The 16,854-nt window shown below is 61.1% G+C and carries 15 protein-coding genes and 9 tRNA genes; 22 read left to right on the forward strand and 2 right to left on the reverse strand.

Translation table 11 applies throughout. The features are described 5' to 3' along the window. Positions 1-23: 23 nt before the first annotated feature. The 11 genes from CQ012_RS03825 (at position 24) to CQ012_RS03875 (ending at position 2,718) form a co-directional block, all read left to right on the forward strand. A tRNA-Cys gene (locus CQ012_RS03825) sits at positions 24-94 on the forward strand. A gap of 27 nt (positions 95-121) precedes the next feature. Further along, positions 122-193 (forward strand) — tRNA-Val (locus CQ012_RS03830). Positions 194-238: 45 nt separating this feature from the next. Next, positions 239-311 (forward strand) — tRNA-Gly (locus CQ012_RS03835). Between the two features lie 54 nt (positions 312-365). Next, positions 366-437 (forward strand) — tRNA-Val (locus tag CQ012_RS03840). Positions 438-482: 45 nt separating this feature from the next. Then, positions 483-558: transfer RNA gene (locus tag CQ012_RS03845), tRNA-Gly, on the forward strand. A gap of 19 nt (positions 559-577) precedes the next feature. Continuing rightward, positions 578-653 (forward strand) — tRNA-Gly (locus CQ012_RS03850). A gap of 19 nt (positions 654-672) precedes the next feature. After that, positions 673-748, forward strand: a tRNA-Gly gene (locus CQ012_RS03855). Positions 749-767: 19 nt separating this feature from the next. Beyond that, positions 768-843 (forward strand) — tRNA-Gly (locus CQ012_RS03860). A gap of 19 nt (positions 844-862) precedes the next feature. Beyond that, positions 863-938 (forward strand) — tRNA-Gly (locus CQ012_RS03865). A 237-nt stretch (positions 939-1,175) separates the two neighbouring features. Continuing rightward, positions 1,176-1,385: an antitoxin gene (locus tag CQ012_RS03870; RefSeq protein WP_105656725.1), complete on the forward strand. Its 210-nt coding sequence runs from the start codon at positions 1,176-1,178 to the stop codon at positions 1,383-1,385. 145 nt (positions 1,386-1,530) lie between these two features. Next, on the forward strand, positions 1,531-2,718 hold the full coding sequence (locus CQ012_RS03875; protein ID WP_105661465.1) for a benzoate/H(+) symporter BenE family transporter: 1,188 nt from the start codon (positions 1,531-1,533) through the stop codon (positions 2,716-2,718). A 24-nt stretch (positions 2,719-2,742) separates the two neighbouring features. Here the strand turns inward: CQ012_RS03875 and zapE are convergent, their stop codons facing one another. Beyond that, entirely contained in the window at positions 2,743-3,783 is a 1,041-nt protein-coding gene (gene zapE, locus CQ012_RS03880; RefSeq protein ID WP_105661466.1) for a cell division protein ZapE, read from the reverse strand. Positions 3,784-3,997: 214 nt separating this feature from the next. Between zapE and CQ012_RS03885 the strand changes: the two genes are divergently transcribed. Genes CQ012_RS03885 through ybaK form a run of 3 tightly spaced genes read left to right on the forward strand, consistent with a single transcriptional unit; the run spans position 3,998 to position 5,910 of the window. After that, the gene (locus CQ012_RS03885; RefSeq protein ID WP_105656728.1) at positions 3,998-4,912 is read left to right on the forward strand and encodes a sulfurtransferase; all 915 of its coding nucleotides are present in this window, start codon (positions 3,998-4,000) and stop codon (positions 4,910-4,912) included. Further along, positions 4,909-5,349: a SufE family protein gene (locus tag CQ012_RS03890; RefSeq protein WP_105661467.1), complete on the forward strand. Its 441-nt coding sequence runs from the start codon at positions 4,909-4,911 to the stop codon at positions 5,347-5,349. The genes CQ012_RS03885 and CQ012_RS03890 overlap by 4 nt, the downstream gene beginning before the upstream one ends. A 57-nt stretch (positions 5,350-5,406) precedes the next feature. Next, positions 5,407-5,910, forward strand: coding sequence for a Cys-tRNA(Pro) deacylase (ybaK, locus tag CQ012_RS03895; protein ID WP_105656730.1), 504 nt, complete (start codon positions 5,407-5,409; stop codon positions 5,908-5,910). An 85-nt stretch (positions 5,911-5,995) separates the two neighbouring features. On the opposite strand, the gene CQ012_RS03900 is transcribed toward ybaK, so the two are convergent. Further along, the gene (locus CQ012_RS03900; RefSeq protein WP_105656731.1) at positions 5,996-7,219 is read right to left on the reverse strand and encodes an alpha/beta hydrolase family protein; all 1,224 of its coding nucleotides are present in this window, start codon (positions 7,217-7,219) and stop codon (positions 5,996-5,998) included. Between the two features lie 62 nt (positions 7,220-7,281). Between CQ012_RS03900 and msrB the strand changes: the two genes are divergently transcribed. The 8 genes from msrB (at position 7,282) to CQ012_RS03940 (ending at position 16,671) form a co-directional block, all read left to right on the forward strand. Beyond that, positions 7,282-7,725, forward strand: coding sequence for a peptide-methionine (R)-S-oxide reductase MsrB (gene msrB / locus CQ012_RS03905; protein WP_105656732.1), 444 nt, complete (start codon positions 7,282-7,284; stop codon positions 7,723-7,725). A 149-nt stretch (positions 7,726-7,874) separates the two neighbouring features. Next, positions 7,875-9,260, forward strand: a complete 1,386-nt coding sequence (locus CQ012_RS03910) for a DUF6421 family protein (protein WP_105656733.1) — start codon at positions 7,875-7,877, stop codon at positions 9,258-9,260. A gap of 22 nt (positions 9,261-9,282) precedes the next feature. Further along, positions 9,283-9,987: an SDR family oxidoreductase gene (locus CQ012_RS03915; protein ID WP_286134570.1), complete on the forward strand. Its 705-nt coding sequence runs from the start codon at positions 9,283-9,285 to the stop codon at positions 9,985-9,987. 82 nt (positions 9,988-10,069) lie between these two features. Beyond that, on the forward strand, positions 10,070-11,131 hold the full coding sequence (locus CQ012_RS03920; protein ID WP_105656735.1) for a threonine aldolase family protein: 1,062 nt from the start codon (positions 10,070-10,072) through the stop codon (positions 11,129-11,131). A 61-nt stretch (positions 11,132-11,192) separates the two neighbouring features. Next, positions 11,193-11,831 carry a DUF3000 domain-containing protein gene (locus CQ012_RS03925; protein WP_105656736.1) on the forward strand — a complete coding sequence of 213 codons (639 nt, stop codon included), beginning with the start codon at positions 11,193-11,195 and terminating at the stop codon, positions 11,829-11,831. A gap of 46 nt (positions 11,832-11,877) precedes the next feature. Further along, positions 11,878-13,128 (forward strand): HRDC domain-containing protein, encoded by a 1,251-nt coding sequence (locus CQ012_RS03930; RefSeq protein WP_105656737.1) that lies wholly within the window; start codon positions 11,878-11,880, stop codon positions 13,126-13,128. 158 nt (positions 13,129-13,286) lie between these two features. After that, the gene (locus CQ012_RS03935; protein WP_181149009.1) at positions 13,287-14,537 is read left to right on the forward strand and encodes a thiolase family protein; all 1,251 of its coding nucleotides are present in this window, start codon (positions 13,287-13,289) and stop codon (positions 14,535-14,537) included. A gap of 10 nt (positions 14,538-14,547) precedes the next feature. Next, positions 14,548-16,671 carry a 3-hydroxyacyl-CoA dehydrogenase NAD-binding domain-containing protein gene (locus CQ012_RS03940; protein WP_105656738.1) on the forward strand — a complete coding sequence of 708 codons (2,124 nt, stop codon included), beginning with the start codon at positions 14,548-14,550 and terminating at the stop codon, positions 16,669-16,671. Positions 16,672-16,854 lie beyond the last annotated feature (183 nt).

A 16,854-nucleotide genomic window follows, 5' to 3' on the forward strand; every position in this document is an offset into this window, starting at 1 on the left:
GTCACTCTGACTTCGGTCAGTATGGTGGGGTGGCCGAGAGGCGAGGCAGCGGCCTGCAAAGCCGTATACGCGGGTTCGAATCCCGTCCCCACCTCGCAATGAAGATTGCTTGATCTTTTTTGCGCGATTGGCGCAGCGGTAGCGCGCTTCCCTGACACGGAAGAGGTCACTGGTTCGATCCCAGTATCGCGCACGGAATCATGGTTCACCAGACCATGGATCTAATAACTAAATATATGCGGTCATAGCTCAGCTGGTAGAGCGCAACCTTGCCAAGGTTGAGGTCGCGAGTTCGAACCTCGTTGACCGCTCTGTGAATTCATAAGGCAATTTTGAATTCTGTCGAGATTCCTTGCGAATCTTCGGCGCGATTGGCGCAGCGGTAGCGCGCTTCCCTGACACGGAAGAGGTCACTGGTTCGATCCCAGTATCGCGCACGGAATCATGGTTCACCAGACCATGGATCTACTAATTAAATATATGCGGTCATAGCTCAGCTGGTAGAGCGCAACCTTGCCAAGGTTGAGGTCGCGAGTTCGAACCTCGTTGACCGCTCCAAATAATTGAATATAGTTTTGCGGTCATAGCTCAGCTGGTAGAGCGCAACCTTGCCAAGGTTGAGGTCGCGAGTTCGAACCTCGTTGACCGCTCCAAATAATTGAATATAGTTTTGCGGTCATAGCTCAGCTGGTAGAGCGCAACCTTGCCAAGGTTGAGGTCGCGAGTTCGAACCTCGTTGACCGCTCCAAATAATTGAATATAGTTATGCGGTCATAGCTCAGCTGGTAGAGCGCAACCTTGCCAAGGTTGAGGTCGCGAGTTCGAACCTCGTTGACCGCTCCAAATAATTGAATATAGTTTTGCGGTCATAGCTCAGCTGGTAGAGCGCAACCTTGCCAAGGTTGAGGTCGCGAGTTCGAACCTCGTTGACCGCTCCAAATAAAGATGGGAATCACTTTTCGTGATTCCCATCTTTGCTTTAACCATCGTTCCAGGCGGCCACCACTTCCCTGACTAGTAAATAGCTAACCTGTGTGCAATCTGACAGCCACCAGCAAAACACCTAGGCAACTGGGGAAATGTCCCTAATGCACTTCCATGCGTTGGCCTGAGCCTTTAGGGTGGGTAGTAGTTGTGGAGCTACAGGGGTTCCCACAGACGAATGGAGGTGCAGCATGGCAGGATTTGATGATCTGCGTGGCAAGGCAGAGGAATTCGCCAAGGAGAACCCGGAGCAGGTATCCCAGGGTATCGAACAGGCTGGTGATTTTGTCGATGACAAGACCGGCGGCAAGTTCGCCGAGCAGGTAGACGGTGTCCAGCAGGGCGCTGGCGACTACCTCAATGGCCTTGGCGGAGACGAAGGCGAGAATAACGAGGCCTAATTCCTCGACGCACTCCCCTCGGCTTGCCCGAGCATCCTGGGAAGGTACCGACCGAGGTCGGTACCTTCCCTGCTTTAACGTCATATCAGGGGAATTAATTCATGCCGATTTTCGGCCAACCGGCGCCACCCTGTAGAAAAAGAGTATGACTCGTCACACGCCCCCAGATGGAGCTGGCCTTTTCCATTCCGTGCTTGCGGGATTGATCACCACCATGGTGGGGTTTGTAGCATCCTTCGCCGTCGTACTGGCCGGATTATTCCAGGTCGGAGCTTCTAGCGAACAGGCCGCCTCAGGCTTATTCGTCCTGTCCCTCTGCATAGGCCTGAGCACCATTGCGCTTTCGCTGCGATACCGCCAGCCGATCAGCATTGCATGGTCCACTCCCGGTGCCGCGATGCTCGCCTCACTGGCTCCCGGAGTGTTCGGGTTCAATCAGGCAGTGGGGGCATTCATCGTCAGCGGCGCACTGATCATGTTGACCGGTCTGGTACCGTCCTTGCACCGGCTGCTCACTCGTATTCCGGTCCCAATTGCCCAAGGCATGCTCGCCGGTGTCTTGATCCCGCTGTGCCTGAAACCATTTACAGCCGTGGCCAGCATCCCGTTGCCCGCGTTGGGTATCCTCCTGGTGTTCTTCGTCGGGCTCAGGATCCTTCCGAAATTCGCTGTAGCGCTGAGCATGCTGGCGGCGGTGGGGTTCGGCCTATGGCATATTGGACGCACCGCGACGTGGGATTCACTCGAAGTTCTTCCGCAGCTGCAGTGGGTCGGTCCTGAATTCTCCTGGCAGGCCATTGCCAGCATCAGCGTTCCGTTGTTCGTGGTGACGATGGCATCGCAGAATATTCCGGGCGTGGCCGTGCTCAGCTCCTTCGGGTACACAGCGCCGTGGCGCCCCACCATGCTGGCGACCGGAGTGGGGTCGGCTAGCGGCGCGTTCTTCGGCGGGCATGCCATCAACCTGGCGGCAATCACCGCGGCGCTGGCTGCCGGAGAGCAGGCCGGCCCGGACCCCCGGCTGCGCTGGCGGGCGGCGGCGAGTTCAGGCGTCTTCTACTTGGTCTTCGGTGCCTTGAGCGCGCTGATCGTATCGGTGGCCAGCGCCTCGCCCGAGGGGCTGTTCCAGGCGGCGGCGGGCTTGGCGTTGCTGGCAACACTCGCCAATGCGCTGCTCGGAGCGATGGCCGATTCCTCCTGGCGGTTGAGCGCATTGGCCACGGTCCTGGTCGCTGCCGGCAATCTCACGCTCTTCGGGATCGGCGGTGCCTTCTGGGCCTTGGTGGCAGGGCTCTTAACGCACTTCATCGTCGAGCGCAGGGCTCGACGATGAAGTGGCGGGACCGGTGTTTCCGGCTTAGAGCGCTGGTTCTCCAACTTGGCCTTCACGAGCCAAAGCGGTCAGGCGCGAGACGGCGCGGAAGTACTTTTTCTGGTAGCCGCCGGACATCATTTCCGGGGTGAACAGTTCGCTGAATGGCTTGCCTGAGGCAACGATTGGCACGTCCTTGTCGTACAGGCGGTCAGCAAGAACCACGAAACGCAGGGCGATGGCCTGATCGGTGATGGTATCCACGTTGTGCAGAACCAGCACATCAGTCTCGGAAAGCAACTGGCGGTAACGCGACGGGTGAACCTTCGAAAGGTGAGCCACCAGATCGTCGAAGTTGTCATCGGCCAAGGTCTTGTCCGGGTAGCGATCCAGGGCGAATGCCTCGATGCTCGCATCGTCCAAGGGCTCGGGGGCATCGGGCAGGCCACGGTGGCGGAAGTCTTCGCCTTCGACGCGGTGCACGTCGAACTGCTCTGACAGGGTCTTGATTTCACGCTGGAAATCCACTGCCGCGAAGCGCCCCTCGCCCAGCGCACCAGGCAGGGTGTTGGAGGTTGCAGCCAGCTTCACGCCAGCATCGGACAGCTCGCGCATCAACCGGGACATCAGCACGGTGTCCCCCGGATCATCCAGTTCGAACTCGTCGATGCAGACCAGCGAGTATTGGCTGAGCACTTCAACGGTCTGGCGGAAGGACAGCGCGCCAACCAGGTTGGTGTACTCAACGAAGGTGCCGAAGGCCTTGCGGCCCGGGGCTGCATGCCACAGGGAGGCGAGCAGGTGGGTCTTGCCCACGCCGAAGCCGCCATCGAGGTAGATGCCGTTCTTGGTTTCCTTCTTCTTGCCGAAAAGCTTGGAGAAGAACGAACCGGAGTTGTTCTTGCCCACGGTTTCTGCGAAAGCCTTGAGCTTATTGACGGCTTCGGTCTGCGAAGGCTGGTTAGGATCCGGGCGATAGGTATTGAAGGACACTTCACCAAAGCGGTAGGACGGGTGGAATCCGGCCAGCAGTTCTTCGATTGAAAGATTCGGCTTGGTCTCGCTCAGGTGGGTGATCGTCGCCATTGGCTGTGGGAGTCCTTCAGTTGATTGCTCAGGAAATGGTCGGGAAGCCGTGGCTTTCCCATCGGCCAGTTTACCTTGAACGCGGCGAATCATTGCCGAAAATGTCGTAGAGCACACTGGGTTCGCAATGGATGAGGACTAGGCTAGAAGTAATGCCCGTGCCCGCTGTTTCCAGCGTGGCAAAAACTGACACCCGCAAGGATCGTGATTAGGAATGTCGTTGTCCGTCGAATCCAACGAGAAATATGCTGCCTATGCTCACCCAGAACGACTGGTTTCCACCCAGTGGGTGGCAGACAACCTCGGAGCCGAGAATCTCGTAGTACTGGAATCGGATGAGGACATCTTGCTGTATTCCACTGGCCACGTGCCAGGCGCGCTGAAGATTGACTGGCACACGGAGCTGAATGACGAAGTCACGCGCGACTACGTCGACGGCGAAGGCTTCGCACAGCTGATGGCCGCCAAGGGCATCACCCGCGAGTCGACCGTGGTCATCTACGGGGACAAGTCCAACTGGTGGGCCGCCTACGCGCTGTGGGTCTTCACACTTTTCGGCCACGAAGATGTCCGCCTGATGGACGGCGGCCGCGACAAGTGGATCGCTGAAGGCCGCGAGCTGAGCACCGAGAAGCCGGCCGTGACCGCCACCGAATACCCGGTAATCGAGCGCGTCGACTCCGAGATCCGCGCTTTCCTTCCGGAGGTCCTGAAGCACCTGGGCAACCCGCTGATCGACGTGCGTTCGGCCGAGGAATACACCGGCGAACGTACCCACATGCCGAATTACCCGGAAGAAGGCGCCCTGCGCGGCGGGCACATTCCAACCGCCGCATCGGTGCCATGGGCCAAGGCTGCGGCCGAGGACGGCACCTTCCGCTCGCGCGGAGAATTGGAAGCCATCTACCTCGACGGCGCCGGCCTGAAGCCGGGCGACGATGTGGTGGCCTACTGCCGCATCGGTGAACGTTCGAGCCATACCTGGTTCGTGCTCAAGCACCTGCTGGGCTTCGAAACCGTGCGCAACTACGACGGTTCATGGACCGAGTGGGGCAACGCGGTTGGCGTGCCCATCGTTCGCGGCGAAGCCGCCGGCGAGATGCCTGCACAGCGCGGAGCCCGCGCATGAGCCAGCTCCCCGATGCACTGAACGAAATCGTCGAGGAGTTCACCGAGGTGCCCGAGGCCGACCGCTTGGAACTGCTGCTGGAGTACTCGCGCGAGCTGCCCGAGCTTCCAGCACGCCTGGCTGATCATCCTGAACTATTCGAGCAGGTTGTCGAATGCCAGTCGCCGCTGTTCTTGGCCGTCGAGGTCTCGGCCGAAGCGAATAACCCGGTGGGACTGTTCTTCTCCGCTCCCCCGGAGGCTCCAACCACCCGCGGCTTCGCCTCGGTGCTGGCTGCCGGCCTTGACGGCGCGGAGGCCGCAGCGATTCTCGCCGTTCCCGATGACATGCCCCATCAGCTGGGTCTGACCCGTGCGCTGTCGCCGTTGCGCATGCGCGGCATGACCGCCATGCTCGGCCGCATTAAGCGCCAGATCTCAGAGCAGCTGCCTGCGTAGGTTTTGCATCGAACGCAGCTAGAAGCCAATAAGCAGTAGTTAAGGATCCCCAAGCACGTGGGCAAGAAGAAGCAGGCCGCCTCCACCCCGGCGACCGCCGCGCTGGATGCGGCAGGTATCAGCTATGTAGCGCACAGCTATGCGCATAGCGACTTGGCCGAAAGCTACGGCGCCGAAGCAGCCGAGCAATTGGGTGCCAGTGGCGACCGGGTCTTCAAGACCCTGATGGTCTCCACCGGGGCCAACGCCGCCCAGGATCTGGCCGTCGCAGTGGTGCCAGTGAATGCGAAGCTGGATCTGAAGGCGATTGGCACCGCGTTGGGCAAGAAGAAGGCGCAGATGGCTGACAAGGCTGCCGCCCAGCGACGCAGCGGCTATGTCCTGGGCGGGATTTCCCCGTTCGGGCAGCGCCAGAAAACCGCTACCGTCATTGACTCCAGTGCGCAGCAGTTCGAGACGGTATTCATTTCTGGCGGGCGCCGCGGTTTCAGCCTGGAGATCGCTCCGCGAGATGCCGCGAAGGCGACCGGAGCCATTTGGGCGCCGATCGCCTCCGGCTAGACAGCGATTGGCCAAAAAAGGGCCCTGCCTGCGGGATCGAGATCTGTTGATCGTTCTCGCGGGCAGGGCCCTTTGCCGCCTTGGGCTATTGGACTTGAGGCAGCGGCATGCGCTTGCTCAAGAAGTCGGTGATCGCCCGGGCAAAACCCTGTGGATCCACATTCGGCTCACGCGTGTGCCCTGCCTTGGCAAAGGTCTTGAGCGTGACCAAATCCGGGCGCAGCGCCGCCAGTTTCAAGCTCGGGCCATTAGGGACGAACTCGTCATCACGGCTGTGCATTATCAGCGTCGGGAATTTCAATTCGTCCGCGCGGTCCACCCAATTCAACCGGCGCAGATTGACCGGGGCCGCTTGGCCGGTGACCCAGCGCCCTGCCTTATTGGACAGCAGCCACTGGCCGAACAGGCCCACCGATTGCGGGATCTTATTGGCCCGGGCCTGGTGCGAAAGCACATCTACCCAATTGATTACCGGGCCGACCAGCATGAGCGAGTCAATATGGTGGGCCAGCTTGCTCCGATCGGCGGCCTGCAGGCTGATGGCACCTCCCATGGACCAGCCCAGCAAGATGATCTGCTTCGCTCCGCGGTCCAGTGCGAATTGGATACCCGATTCCACGTCATGCCATTCGGTATCGCCCAGACCGTAGCGGCCATCCGGGGCGCTCGGAGCCAAACCGTCATTGCGGTAGCTCATCAGCAAGGTCGTAACCCCGAGTTCGCTCAAGGCAGGCAGCGCCCGAATGGTCTCATTACGTCGGGCGCCTCGGCCGTGCACGCCAATCACCCAGACATCTTCGTTCGTGGAGCCACGCACCAGCCAGGCTGGACCGTCGCCGCCATCCAGGGGCACGACTACGTCTTCTGCGTCAAAGCCCAGGTCCGCGGGGTGCTCGTAAATTGCCCCGGATAGGTTGCCGCGGCGTACTCCCTGGAGGGTGCCGTGATAGATCTTCTCGATTTTGCGCGCCACCAGGCGGGATTTGCCCGGAACGGCTTCCGGCGCGGAAAGCCGCAGCGCGCAGGAGTCGAATTCGGTGAGGAAGCTGCACGGACCAGGTTCGCTGGTATCGGCGTCCTTGTTGAAATGCAACCAGAGTTTGCCCTCGGCATCGGTGACGACCTCCCGGATGATGCTGTTGCCGGTGCGGCGTTCTTCCGGGGTCACTACACGTCGGGCGAAGTAACCGGCGAGCGCTGATACGCTGGCGGCCACCAGGGAACCAGCGCCCAGTCCCAGCCCAACCCCAATCAGGGTTGCAGGCACTGCGCTGCGGGGTTGCATGGTATCTACGATGTTCCGAGCCATGTTTTCATCTTTCCATGACCTGGCCCGGGAATCATCTAGCCTGCTCAAGCGTTTTATATTGCATGAATGATGAATCGGTAAACCAATCAGCACAGCCAGCAGACGAAGCAACCGCGCGCAGCGATGTGCAGTGGCAGCAGATCCTCTCTTCCGAGGAATTCCGCGTATTGCGCCAAGCAGGGACCGAGCGTCCATTTACCGGCGAATACTGGGATACCACTACCGAGGGCGTGTACTCCTGCCGAGCCTGCGGTTCGGAACTGTTCGCCAGCACTACGAAGTTCGATGCCGGTTGCGGCTGGCCTTCCTTCTTCGCGCCGTTGGCCGAAGATCGGGTGCGCTATATCAGCGACGAGTCCATGGGCATGAAGCGTGTTGAGGTGCGTTGCGCCAATTGCGATTCGCATATGGGCCACGTTTTCGAGGGTGAAGGTTTCCAAACCCCAACCGATCTGCGTTACTGCATGAACTCTTTGAGCTTGACCCTGCGTCCTGCTCAGGGCTAATGCCTTTGTCGGTGGCAAGGCATGGATCACTTTTAGAGCAAGAGTTGCTTATTCACTGATGACTTAGCATCACCTTTTCTGTTGTTTGAGCGTAGCGTTCAAGGTAAGCACTTGAGCGCTGCCCCAAACATGAAAAGAAGGTGTATGAAATGACTCAGATTTCCTCCAAGCCAGTACCGGCCACCGACGCAGAAGTACTGCAGATCGCAAACTCGGAAGCTTGGCTGACGCTGAAGTCTGCCGCCACCGAGTTCCAGGGCCTCCAGGGACAGGACGGTTCCTTGGCCGACAGCGCATCTGCACCACAGGCTGCCAAGCTCGTTGATTCCATCATCGAGTCGGTGCAGTCCTTGCGCGTGCACTTCGAGCACGACGCAGAGTACCTCGAACAGGTGGTCACGGACCTGCGCCAGTGGGCAGATGCAGGCTTCGGCGTTCCCGACTTCCTCGATTCGCTGATGCAGTTCCAGCCCCAGGCCCAGCGCATTGACGGCCTGCTGCATCTGGTGCTTTTCCCGATGTACACCCAGAACGGTTCAACCAACCGCCACCTCGAAGCCGTGCTGGTGCAGGTCATGTGGCCTGAGTTCATTGCCGATCTGGAGAGCAAGGACTACGCCAACGCCCTGTTCGTGCCGCTGCGCTTCATCGACTTCACCGAAGGCTACAACACCAATTCCGCGGTGCTCTTCCCGGAGTCGGTCGCCATTCGGCAGACTCCGTCATTCACTTGGGGCGCGATCTTCCAGGATCGTGAGGCTGTACGCTTCCGCAAGGTCCTGCAGGAAGCTACACGCATCACCAACCTCGAACTGCCCGATGACGCCGCAGAGCTGCTCAAGGACCAGCACCTGACCGAAGAAACCTTCATCATGTGGGACCTGATTCACGACCGCACCCACATGCGTGGCGATCTGCCATTCGACCCGTTCATGATCAAGCAGCGCATGCCGTTCTTCCTGTACTCGCTCGAAGAACTGCGTTGCGATTTGACCGCGTTCCGCGAATGCATGAAGATCGCCGCCAACCCGGCTTCGGATCAGAAGAGCGCCAAGATGGCCAAGCTGGTGCAATACGCGGTGATCTTCGACCGCATCTTCCGCTTCGCCATCACCGGCTCGCGCGTACGCAACTACGACGGTCTCGGTGGCCAGTTGCTGTTCGCATGGATGCACCAGCACCATGTACTGCACTGGACCGACACCAAGTTGAGCATCGATTGGGATCAGGTACCCGAGGTGGTTGCAGCCTTGGGGGATGCGATCGACGAACTGTATTGGAAGTCCATCGACCGTCCGAAGCTGGCTCACTGGCTTGCTGCCTACGAACTGGTTTCGGCCACCGTCACCCCGAACCCCGCGTCGGTCTGGGCCAAGGGTCCGGATGCCCTGCCGCTGACCGCACCACTACGTGAAATCACCGACCAGGTCATGGACGATGAATTCCCGCTGTCGATGTTCTACGAAGCTCTGAATAAGAAAATGGCCACCGTCATCGAATCGACCAAGGGCATGACCGGGGCAACGAAAATCTAGCCTTTCCTCTAGGCTAGAAAATGTGAGCAAAGAAAGAATCTCCTTGAACGAGACATCCAGACTAGTGCTCCTTGCCGGTGCTACTTCCGCCTCCGGCATTGCCAGCGCCACCGCGCTGGTTGATGCCGGAGCGCGTGTGCTTGCAGTGGGAAGCAACCAAGAGCGCCTCGACGAACGCCTCCCGTTCGTTCATGCCCGCTATGAATGCGATCTGGGCGACTTCGCAGCGGTCAAGCAATTGGCACTGCGGATTCATGAAGAGCACGGCAGCATCGATGCGCTGATCCACCTGGTAGGTGGCTGGCGTGGCGGTAAGTCGATCACCGGCCAAACCGACGAGGACTGGGATTTCTTGCACAGCAGCGTGCTGACCACCCTGCGCAACACCTCCCGCGCCTTCGTCGATGATCTGGTCGCCTCCCCCGCAGGCCGCTTGGCGATAGTCAGTGCCGAGGCAGTGCTGAATCCGACCCCGTCCAATGCCAACTACGGTGCGGTCAAGGCCGCAGCGGAACACTGGGTCAATGCCATCGCCCGCCTGTTCGCCAAGCAGGCAGAAAATGCCGCCGCGGTGAGTTGGGTCGTCAAGGCATTGAGCGACAAGTCTCCCGAAGAAACGCCTTCCGGGCAGACCCCGGTGCAGTTTCTTGCCCAGGCCGCAGTGGCTTTGCTTGGCCAGGATGCCCGCGAGCTCAACGGCACCCGGGTTGCATTGCCCAAGGCCTGATTACTGGTCGGTGCACACCTCTGGGCGCTGCACTGGCATAGCTTTCGACTTCACCCCTTGAACTACTAAGGACCTCCACAGCATGACTTTTACCCACGACGCTTCGATTCGCGGATTCGCTTCGGATAATTATTCTGGCGTGCACCCGCGCATCATGGATGCGATTGCCCGCGCCAACGGCGGCCACCAGATCTCCTACGGTGAGGACCAGTACACCGAGGAACTAGGCAACGTCGCCCGCAATGCCTTTGGCCCGGAAGCCCAGATCTTCCCGGTTTTCAACGGCACCGGCGCCAACGTCATCGCCTTGCAGTCCTTGCTTCCACGCTGGGGCGCTGTCATCTGCGCATCTTCTGCACATATCAACGTGGATGAGAACGGTGCGCCGGAGCGCATCGGCGGCTTCAAGCTGCTGCAGGTTGACACTCCCGACGGCAAACTGACTCCAGAGCTGATCGACCAGGAAGCATGGGGCTGGGGCGACGAGCACCGCGCGCAGCCGCTGGCCGTGTCGATCACCCAGGCCACCGAGCTGGGCACCCTGTACACCCCTGGGGAAATCAAGGCCATCACCGACCACGCGCACAAGCTGGGCATGAAAGTGCATCTGGATGGCTCGCGCCTGTCCAACGCCGCGGCCTCCCTGGGCGTGCCGTTGCGCGCGCTGACCACTGACGTCGGCGTGGACATTGTTTCCCTCGGCGGTACCAAGAACGGCATCCTGCTCGGTGAGGGCATTTTGACCCTGCGCAGCGAACTGGCCCAGGACCTGAAGTACCTGCGCAAGATGAACATGCAGCTGGGTTCGAAAATGCGCTTCATCTCCGCACAGCTGATCGAGCTCTACGGCACCGATCTGTGGCGCGAATTGGCAAGCCACTCCAACGCCATGGCCGCCAAGCTCTCGCAGGCAGTTGAGGAAATTGACGGAGTCCAGCTGGTCTACCCGACTCAGGCCAACGGCGTCTTCGCCCAGCTGCCTACCGAGGTCAGCGACCAGCTGCGCGAGCACTTCCGCTTCTACGACTGGGATCGCGCGGCCGGCCAAGTGCGCTGGATGTGCTCGTTCGACACCACCGAGGAAGATGTTGCAGCGTTCATTGCCAAGCTGCACGAGCTGCTCGGCGCCTACGCCGCCGCTTAGCATGAACCCGCGGTCGGCGCGCCGTACCCATGCTCGGGTACGGCGCGCTTAGACTCAAATTGTGACCAATGATCGCCCTGCTTCCGCCATTCCGAAGGCCTTTGCCACGGCCCTTGAAGAGTTGTCGCATGCCAAGGTGCGCAAGGAACTGAAATTCACCGAAATTCCGGCCCCTGGCAGGCTGGCGCCGTTCGCGCTGGCACTCAGCGGCGACGTGATGGATGTGGTTGCTCCCGGACACGGCCCCCAGGGCCAGGAGATTGGCCGCACCCCGTTCCTCCAACCAGCCGAGCAGCTGGCCACCGGACGCTTCATCCTCCTCTTCGACCCCGCAGGCCAAGAACTGTGGAATGGCCAGTTCCGCATCGTCACCTACATTCGGGCCCGTCTGGATCATGAAATGGGCCAGGATTCCATGCTGGCTTCCGTCGCGTGGTCATGGCTCGAAGAAGCCCTGCGCGATCGCGACGCCGCATACCATTCCGCTGGCGGTACTGCGACTCGGGTAATTTCCGAATCCTTCGGCAATCTCGCCGGGGAACAAGACCATATCGATATCGAGCTGCGTGCTTCCTGGTCCCCGGACTCTGACCATCTGGGAACGCATCTGAGCGCGTGGGCCGATATGGTTTGCACTTTCGCCGGCCTGCCTCCCCTGCCCGAAGGTGTGCAGCAGCTGCCTCATCGCCGCCTGAGCTAGCGATTATCAATGCGATGGAGCCGAATAGTCCTAGAATGGAAGCACCATGCCGAATTCTGACTCTTCCGCTCCCGCATCATCCACCACTGCCAACGAGGCCGCCGCACCCGTTCTGACGCCACTAAGTGCGCCACGCGACGGGATCCCCGAAGTCATCGACACCGCACCTGCCTTGCGCCGTGCAGTGCGGGCGCTGGAAGCCGGCATCGGCGATCTGGCCGTGGATACCGAAAGAGCCAGCGGGTTCCGCTACGGCCAGCGCGCCTTCTTGCTGCAGATTCGCCGAGAAGGTGCGGGTACTTGGCTGATCGACCCTGAAACCCTGGACGATCTGTCCCCGCTGCGCGAGTTCGTCAACGAGCAGCCCTGGATCCTGCATGCGGCCACCCAGGATTTGCCGTGCCTGCACGAATTGGGCATGTCCCCTACCTCGCTGTTCGATACCGAGATGGCTGGCCGTCTTGCGGGATTCCCCCGCGTCTCGCTGGGTACCATGGTGGGCGAATTGCTCGAGCTGCAGTTGGCCAAAGAACATTCGGCAGTGGACTGGTCCACCCGCCCGTTGCCTGAATCATGGCTGAACTACGCCGCACTGGATGTGGAAGTTCTCGAAGAGCTGCGCCAGGCCATCACCGCGGTGCTGGAAGAGCAGGGCAAGCTGGATTTCGCCTTCCAGGAATTCGAGTACGAACGCAATCTGCCTGACCCTTCCCCGGCACAGGTGCCGTGGCGCAAATTGTCCGGCATCCATAAGCTCAAGAGCCGACGCAATCTGGCGGTAGCTCGCGAACTGTGGCTTTCCCGCGAAGCCCTGGCGCAGAGCCGCGACGTTGCCCCGGGTCGGCTCATTCCCGACCGCGCCATCATGGCCGCCGTGGATCAGCGCGCCACCAGCGTTCCAGCGCTCTTGCAGATCCCCGGGTTCCACACGCGCAATGCCAAACGCGATGCCGCACGCTGGGTCGACGCGATCAAGCGCGGCAATAGCACCAGGGACCTGCCCGACCTGCGCGCCCCCAAGCCGGACTTGCCGCACCCCCGCTCATGGGCCGAAAAGAACCCGGCCGCGGCGAACCGGCTGGACGCGGCCAAGCTGGTCGTCAATGAGGTGAGCGAGCACTGGAATATTCCCGGCGAGAATCTCTTGACCCCGAAGTACCTGCGTGAATTGTGCTGGAATGCGCCGGCTCGCATCAGCGAGGCAAGCGTAGCGGACATGCTGGAAAATCTCGGTGCCCGCCAGTGGCAGCGTGGACTTCTTGCGGACAAGCTGGCCATCGCGTTGAAGCAGGCCTAGGCGGTTTCCAAGAAGGATTCACCGCGGGTTCCCGGATTTGCGAGGTGCTGCACTTGCACTTCAAGTTACTACTGAGTAACGTATGGTTCAGGTCACAGTGATGCTGGCCACTGCCCGGTCTTCACGGGCAGCATGAACCAACCCCAAGGAGCCCGACGGTGAGTGCCAACGCTTCGACCGTGCGCAACAATGCGCGCCCTTCGCTCGACGACCGCGATGTCGTCTTCATCGACGGGGTACGCACCCCATTTGGCAAAGCCGGCGAGAAGGGGATCTACCACGGTACCCGCGCCGATGACCTTGCCGTCAAAGCCGTACGCGGCCTGCTGGAACGCAACCCGGAAGTTCCTGCCGAGAAGATCGACGAGATCTCCATTGCCGCAACTACGCAGTCCGGCGATCAGGGCTTGACCTTGGGCCGCACCGTGGGCCTGCTCTCCGGTATCCCCAAGTCCGTTCCGGGCTTCGCCATCGACCGCATGTGCGCCGGAGCGATGACCGCCGTCACCGCGACCGCCGGCGGCATCGCTTTCGGCGCCTACGACGTAGTGGTCGCCGGCGGCGTGGAGCACATGGGCAACCACCCCATGGGCGCCGGAGCGGACCCGAACCCGCGCTTCCTCTCCGAGCGCATCGTCGACCCGCAAGCATTGAACATGGGCAATACCGCGGAGAACCTGCACGACCGCTTCCCTGCGATCACCAAGGAACGCGCCGACCGCTATGCTGTCGCATCGCAGGCCAAGCTGGCCAAGGCCTACGAGAACCAGCAGATCCAGGCCGATCTGATCCCCGTGGCAGCCAAGCGGCCGGGCGAAGGCTGGGCCGTGAACTCGGTTGACGAGCCGCCACGGCCAGGCACCACCATGGAATCGCTGGCCGAACTGCGCACCCCCTTCCGCGCCCACGGACGCGTGACCGCAGGCAACGCAGCAGGCTTGAACGACGGAGCCACCGCCGCCCTGCTGGCCAGCGGCGAGGCAGTGCGCGAACTGGGCCTGGAACCGAAGATGCGCATGGTCTCCTTCGCCTTCGCCGGCGTGGACCCGGACGTGATGGGCTACGGGCCGGTGCCGGCCACCGAAAAGGCCCTGGCCAAGGCCGGCCTTGGCATCGACGACATCGGCCTGTTCGAAATCAACGAGGCTTTCGCCGTGCAAGTGCTGTCCTTCCTCGACTACTACGGAATCGACCAGGACGATGAGCGCGTGAACCGGTACGGCGGTGCCATCGCCGTGGGCCACCCGCTGGCCTCTTCCGGCGTGCGCCTGATGTCCCAGCTGGCCCGCCAGTTCTCCGAAGACCATTCGGTGCGCTATGGCATCACCACCATGTGCATCGGCTTGGGCATGGGCGGCACAGTGATCTGGGAGAACCCAAACCACGCGGACTTCGGCAGCAAGGCATAAGGAAGAGACAATGACTGCAATGAGCAAAGATTTCCAGGCTGTCGCGCAGCTGATGCACGATGAGACCGTCACCCACACCTTCGTGAAGGATGTGGCCTTGCCAAGCGGCAAGACAATGGCACTGCTGACCCTGGATAACGGCCTGGACCACAAGAAGCCGACCACCCTCGGGCCCAATGGCCTGCTGGAACTGCGCGCCGCGCTGGAAGTCCAAGCAGAACGCGCCAAGAATGGCGAGATCGATGCCCTGGCGATCACCGGCAAGCCGTACTTCCTGATTGCCGGTGCCGACCTGTCGGCCGTCACCCGCCTGAGCGCACCGGATCAATCAACCGCCATGGCTTCGCTGGGCCACTACACCTATGAGCTGCTTGCCGATTTGGGCGTTCCGACCTTCGCTTTCATCAACGGCCTGGCGCTCGGCGGCGGCTTGGAAATCGCGCTGGCTTGCAACTACCGCACGGTCAGCACCGCCGCGGGCGCTTTGGGCCTGCCAGAAGGTTTCCTCGGCCTGATTCCGGGTTGGGCCGGCGTATACCGCCTGCCCCGCCTAGTCGGCCCCGAGAACGCGCTGAAGGTCATGATCGAGAACCCGCTGAACAGCAACCGCACCCTCTCCGGTCCGGCAGCTGCCAAGATGGGGGTGGCCGACGCCCTGTTCGAACCAGCTGACTTCATCGAGCACTCCATTGCCTTCGCTGACGGTGTCATCTCCGGAACCACAGAGGTCAAGCGCCCCAATGCGGTCGATCCAACCGATCCCGAGGTTGCTCGCCGCTGGCTGGATGCGGCCGACGCTGCCGAAAAGTTCGTCGATGCGAAGCTGTCCGGCGCGGCCCCGGCACCGTACAAGGTGCTTGAGGTCTTCCGCAAGGGCCTGGCCATCTCGCAGCAGGAATCAGCAGTCCTTGAAGTCGAAGCGCTGACTGGCCTGATGAGCACCCCGCAGTTCCAGAACACCGTGTACGCCTTCCTGGACCTGGTCCAGAAGCGCGGCAAGCGCCCCGCCGGCGCACCGGATCCAAAGCTCGCGCGCCCCGTCACCAAAGTGGGTGTCGTTGGCGCAGGGTTGATGGCTGGCCAGCTGGCCCTGCTGTTCGCCCGCCGCCTGAACGTTCCGGTGGTTATCACCGATCTGGATCAATCGCGCGTGGACAAGGGCCTTGCCTACATCCATGGCGAGATCGACAAGCTGCACGCCAAGGGCCGCATGAGCCAGGATGCGGTCAACCGCACCAAGGCTCTGGTTACCGGATCGGTCACCAAGAAGGCGTTCGCGGATGCCGACTTCGTCATCGAGGCCGTCTTCGAAGAGCTGAATGTGAAGAAGCAAGTTTTCGCAGAGGTTGAAGCCGTGGTCTCCCCCGAGTGCATCCTGGCCACCAACACTTCCTCGCTCTCTGTCACCGAGATGGGCCGCGACTTGTCGCATCCAGAGCGCCTGGTCGGTTTCCACTTCTTCAACCCGGTAGCCGTGATGCCGCTGCTGGAAATTGCTGCTACGGAGTGGACCAACGATTCCTCGCTGTCCACTGCATTCGTGCTGGGCAAGAAGCTGAAGAAGACCACGGTGAAAACCAAGGATTCTGCCGCATTCGTGGTCAACCGCGTACTGCTTCGCCTGATGAGTGAAGTCCAGGCCGCTTTCGACGAGGGCACCGACGCGAAGACAGCTGACTCGGCACTGACCCCCATGGGCCTGCCAATGAGCCCGTTGACCTTGTTGGCGATGGTAGGTCTGCCGGTCGCGCAGCATGTCAACGAGTCGCTGAACGCCGCTTTCGGCGAACGATTTGCCGTCTCGGAGAATCTGCAGAAACTGATCGATGCCAAGATCACTGCCCTCTGGGTCAAGGATGAGGCAGGCAACCAGGTGCTGAATCCCGAGGCTGAAAAGCTGATGGCCTTCGGCGATCAGCACTCGAGCAAGGAACAGATCCTGGCTCGTGTTCAAGATGCTCTGGCCGAGGAAATCGGGCTGCTGCTGGATGAGGGCGTCGTTGCCGAAGCAGCCGACGTCGATCTATGCATGATCACCGGTGCCGGCTGGCCAATGCACCTCGGTGGCATCACCCCGTACCTGGACCAGGTTGGCGCCTCCGAACGTGTCAACGGGAAGAGGTTCAACGGCTAGTACCTTCCGGGCCGTTCTTGGTTCCGGTGCTTCTCCCTGAGTGCTGGACCCATGCGAGATGCCGTGACCGCTTCCCTCATGAGGAAAGCTGGTCCCGGCTTCTTGCTGCCCCGTTAAGATGCAGGAACCCCGTACAGCTGGTAAATGCTGCTGTACGGGGTTCCTGCGCTCCATGGAGCTGGG

Source organism: Arthrobacter sp. MYb214 (assembly GCF_002979865.1).
Classification (GTDB): Bacteria; Actinomycetota; Actinomycetes; order Actinomycetales; family Micrococcaceae; genus Glutamicibacter.